General features: G+C 67.9%; 4 protein-coding genes, 1 tRNA gene and 1 pseudogene. 3 read left to right on the forward strand and 3 right to left on the reverse strand.

Going from position 1 to position 4,256, the window contains the following annotated elements:
- The first annotated feature begins 25 nt into the window (after positions 1 to 25).
- Positions 26 to 99: transfer RNA gene (locus Q0R63_RS20910), tRNA-Gly, on the forward strand.
- A gap of 108 nt (positions 100 to 207) precedes the next feature.
- On the opposite strand, the gene Q0R63_RS20915 is transcribed toward Q0R63_RS20910, so the two are convergent.
- The 3 genes and pseudogenes from Q0R63_RS20915 to Q0R63_RS20925 form a co-directional block, all read right to left on the reverse strand.
- Complete coding sequence (locus Q0R63_RS20915) at positions 208 to 927, reverse strand: hypothetical protein (RefSeq protein ID WP_295701786.1); 720 nt, start codon at positions 925 to 927, stop codon at positions 208 to 210.
- Complete coding sequence (locus tag Q0R63_RS20920; protein ID WP_295701788.1) at positions 924 to 1,676, reverse strand: helix-turn-helix domain-containing protein; 753 nt, start codon at positions 1,674 to 1,676, stop codon at positions 924 to 926. Before Q0R63_RS20920 ends, Q0R63_RS20915 begins: the two co-directional genes overlap by 4 nt.
- 326 nt (positions 1,677 to 2,002) lie before the next feature.
- Positions 2,003 to 2,469 (reverse strand): annotated as a pseudogene (locus tag Q0R63_RS20925) (Type 1 glutamine amidotransferase-like domain-containing protein); the annotation flags it as partial.
- 269 nt (positions 2,470 to 2,738) lie between these two features.
- On the opposite strand from Q0R63_RS20925, the gene Q0R63_RS20930 reads away from it, so the two are divergent.
- The gene (locus tag Q0R63_RS20930; RefSeq protein ID WP_295701790.1) at positions 2,739 to 3,701 is read left to right on the forward strand and encodes an aldo/keto reductase; all 963 of its coding nucleotides are present in this window, start codon (positions 2,739 to 2,741) and stop codon (positions 3,699 to 3,701) included.
- A gap of 297 nt (positions 3,702 to 3,998) precedes the next feature.
- A partial coding sequence (locus Q0R63_RS20935) for an arginase family protein (RefSeq protein ID WP_295701792.1) occupies positions 3,999 to 4,256 on the forward strand: 258 nt, incomplete at its 3' end.

The raw sequence follows: 4,256 nt of genomic DNA on the forward strand, positions 1-4,256 counted from the left end.
GCGCCGCGAGTTGACCTGCGGCCGCGCGGGCGTAACTCAATGGTAGAGCGCCAGCTTCCCAAGCTGGACACGCGAGTTCGATTCTCGTCGCCCGCTCCACAGACGACACCGCTGGTACGGATACAGCGACCGGGCCACGGATCAAGAGAGCGGTGCCTACGGTCCCTCGTCGAAAAGGAACGACCGCGCCCTCACGCTCAGGGCGTGTCATGAGGTCAGCCCCGCGGCTGCTTCGAGCCGGGCGAGGGTTGTGGCGGCGTCGGGGTCCCGCAGCATCACCGAGTTGTCCTTGCGAACCGCCGCAAGAATCGTGCGTAGTCGTCGGCGGTCGCCGGAGCTGGCCGGGTCCTCACGGAAGTCGCGGGCGGCCAGGATGCTGGCGAGCACGACGAAGTCGAGGCGGTGGCGACGGCCATGACTGCCGACCGAGTGCGCCGCCGCCTTGATGACGAGCGCTCCGACGAGGTTGGGGCGAAGCACGTAGCCTTGGCGTCCCGCGACGGTGACCGCTATGGCCTCGGACCGCTGCGGTGCCTGGGTGCCGCCGGGAGTGGCGAGAGTGGGACCGCCTCCCGCGCCAGGGCGCGACGTCGACCGTTCCCCCACACCGTCAGGGAGCAGCACGTCGATCTGGGCGTCGCCCCTGACCCACCGATGCTGGAGCCCTTCGCCCGAGGTCTGGTAGGTGAAGCCGAGGTCCATGAGCGTTGCGGTGAACGTTTCGAGCAAGTGCGGGTCGGCGCGCACGTCAAGCACCATGTCGGCGTCATCGGTCGGCCGTGTGGGTGAGTGGTCGCGCTCCGCGCAGTGCAGGTGAACCATCTGGCCGCCGACGAGGGTCCAGCCCGCGTGGTGCTTCTCGTACAGATCCATCAGCGCGTGCCACGAAGCGGTCTGTGCCGGGAGCATCGGCGGCAGGACGATCACGGGTCGGTTTCCAGCTCGTGCCGCAGCTGTTCGGTCGCAGTCAAGTGGTGAAGGATCTCGACGGCGCGGAACTCCTCGCGGGGGGTGCGGTGCTCGGCGAGGTCGGCGGCGATCAGGAGCAGCGGGGCCGGTCGGGGCACGGATCGGCTTGAAGCATGCAGGATGACATTGGCGTCTTGGCGACTGGATTGGCCGACCGCCGACGTGAGCAGGTAGTCGCGGATGAGCTGCGCGAGGTCGGCTCGGGTGACGTAGCCCTCTGCGACGTCGCCGGCGGCGATCTCGGCGCGTGGGTCGTTGAGGCCGGACAGGACCAAGCGAGTGTCACCTCGAAGATCCGGCAGGTCGCGGGCATTGACTCGAAAGACGTGGCGCTCTGCGCGATTGGCCAGCATTCGACTGAGCAGGCGGACGACTTCAGCGACGTTGCCACTGTCCGATGCGCTATCGGCAATCACACGCCAGCGCTCTCGGGTGCGTCGGCGTTCTGAGGGGGCTAGGAGAGCAAAAGCGGCTTGCGCCTGCGGCGACAGGTCGGCGAAGTCAAGGATGGCCCAGGCAGATCGTTCCGAGAAGGGCCGACCGAGCTTGCCCCCGTCCAAGAGCGGGAGCAGATCGGCTTCGTCGATGCCCCAGCGGTGGCCGACCCGCTCGGCGAGCAGCGAGCCGTCCCCGATGCGCTGGCGCACGCGGTGAGGGGTGACACCGAGCCGTTCAGCAGCCTCGGACACGCTGATCTGCCGTCCCATGAACAGAACCCTATAGCAACAGTAATGTTTGTGTTATTTGGATGGAGTCCTCACCGGCGCCCTGTGCGGACGGTGTCGGCGCCGTGGACATCGTCTCCGGCAGCGGCCAGATCCTCGGCCCTCGCCACCCTCCGCCGCCATCGCAGCCGTCCTCGCCGACAGGGCGATTCTCACGGGAGTGGCACCGCGGCGAAGTGGGACGGCCTCCTTCCCGGCGCGTAGACGCAGGTTCCGAACTCTGGGTGGAGGAGTGACGCTGCTGCATGATGGGGCGGCCTGCGCACTGATGGTGGCGTCGGATGCCGGTTCAGGAGGGGGAAGTGCCTCCAGTGCCCCTCCGACACGACCTCGGCGATGCCGTCGACCACCGTGATGGCCGTCTGGTCGTCCATGGCGTAGGCCGGACCCGAGATGCCGGCAGCCCACTGCTCCGCCTCGGCCATCGAGTTGCCCGGCATGCCGGCGGCGGCGAGGTGGGGACAGATCGAGAAGTCCACGAGGCCCAGCATGGCATCGTCCCCGGTCGGAGGTCTCCACTGGATGAAGTCCTCCCCGACCTCGGGGGTCATCACCATGCTCCCGGCGCTCAGTCCTACCCAGATTGTTCTCGCCCAGTGATGGAAGCAGGTCCGCCAGACCGGACTGCCGCATCCAGTGGCACAGGTAGAGGACATCGCCGCCTGCCACCAGCAGGACGTCGGTCTCCCGGACCAGAGGGCACCCAGTGCTGTTGATCGATGCTTGGCAGTGCGGTCAGCTCCAGCACCCCGACGGACTTCCAGCCCAGTTCGACCATGGGGTTCTCGGAACTTCCGCTGATGTACTGCCAGGCCCTGACGCCAGGGCCGACCCGGGGGTGTCCGTACATCGCGGTGGAGACGGCCGGCCTCGACGACAGGGAACGGGATGCCCCGAAATGTGTTCACACCGTACCTACCCTGGCTGCCCCGGCGAGGCGCCTGGTCGGGGCGCTTCGAGGGGTCCTGTCGTTGCCGGATGTGCGGGACCCGGGACAGAACCCTTCAGGTGGACACCGCACCGGCCGGGCGGCAGGGTGGACAGATGGACTACACACAGTTGGGCCGTTCCGGTCTGCGAGTCTCGCGTCTGTGCCTCGGCACCATGAACTTCGGTCAGCAGACCGACGAGGCCGACTCCCACGCGATCATGGACAGCGCCCACGAGAACGGCATCAACTTCTTCGACACGGCCAATGTCTACGGCGACAGAGGTGGCACCGAGACGATCGTGGGCAGCTGGTTCGCCACCGGCAACCAGCGGCGGGAGCGAACCGTCCTCGCCACCAAGGTGTACGGCGACATGGGCGCCTGGCCCAACGAGGGCAAGCTCTCGGCGCTCAACATCCGTCGCGCCCTCGACGCGAGCCTGAAGCGCCTGCAGACCGACTACATCGACCTCTACCAGTTCCATCACATCGACCGGCAGACGCCGTGGGATGAGGTCTGGCAGGCCCTGGAGACGGCCGTTGCGCAGGGCAAGGTCTTGTATGTCGGGAGCAGCAACTTCGCCGGGTGGCACATCGCCACCGCCCAGGCCGAGGCCCGTCGCCGCAACTTCTCCGGCCTGGTCTGCGAACAGTCCATCTACAACCTGCTCACGCGTGACGTCGAGCTCGAAGTCATTCCGGCCGCACAGGCCAATGGGCTCGGTCTGATCCCGTGGTCGCCTCTCCACGGCGGACTGCTCGGAGGGGTCCTGGGCACCCGGCACACGGGTAAGCGCCGTGGCGAGGACCGACTGGTCAAGGCCCTCGAGGACCACCGCGTCGCGATCGAGCAGTACGAGAGCCTGGCCGACGACCTGGGTCACGAGCCGGGTGACATCGGCCTGGCGTGGCTGTTGCACCAACCGGCCGTCACCGCACCGATCGTCGGGCCACGCACCTTGGACCAGCTCGACGCCGCGGTCCGTGCCTTGGGCGTGGTCCTCGACGGGCAGACGCTGAGTCGCCTCGACGAGATCTTCCCTGGCCCCAAGACCGCCCCGGAGCAGTACGCCTGGTGACCACCTCGCTGGTGACGGCGTCGCATTGCGAGTGCCCGTGCAATCTGTGATCGCGCGGGCCACGGTGAAGTGCATCTCGGACGTCCCCGGTTTTGTTGGCCGGACATGGTTTCGACCCACAGCCCTGTAGGGGCGATCGGACGTACCTCATGGCCAGTCCGACTGCTTGCCGTAGTCGTCAGGGTTGTCGTGCACGCCCCGCGGCACCGACGCCACGATCCCGGACGGCCCTCGTGATCGTTGATTTGCCCAGGGTGTTCCGCTACGGTCCTCGCAGTCGAGACGAGGAGGCGCCCGTTGACTGACGCTCCGTCCCCTCGAATCCCTCGAGTCACCCGTGGCACCGTGCTGGGCCAGGTGGACGCGGTCCAGGTGCCGCGCTTCGCCGGGCCGGCCACGTTCGCCCGCCTCCCCCGCATCGACGAGGTCGACCGGGCGGACATCGCGGTGGTCGGAGTGCCGTTCGACTCGGGAGTGAGCTACCGTCCCGGCGCCCGTTTCGGCCCGGCCCACATCCGCCAGTCCTCGCGGCTGCTCCGGCCCTACAACCCCGAG

Source organism: Lapillicoccus sp. (genome assembly GCF_025353065.1).
Classification (GTDB): domain Bacteria; phylum Actinomycetota; class Actinomycetes; order Actinomycetales; family Dermatophilaceae; genus Lapillicoccus.

Excerpts from the sequence above, each read along its gene's own strand:
- Q0R63_RS20920 (WP_295701788.1), bottom strand. The coding sequence starts at position 1,676 with ATGGGACGGCAGATCAGCGTGTCCGAGGCTGCTGAACGGCTCGGTGTC.
- Q0R63_RS20930 (WP_295701790.1), top strand. The coding sequence starts at position 2,739 with ATGGACTACACACAGTTGGGCCGTTCCGGTCTGCGAGTCTCGCGTCTG.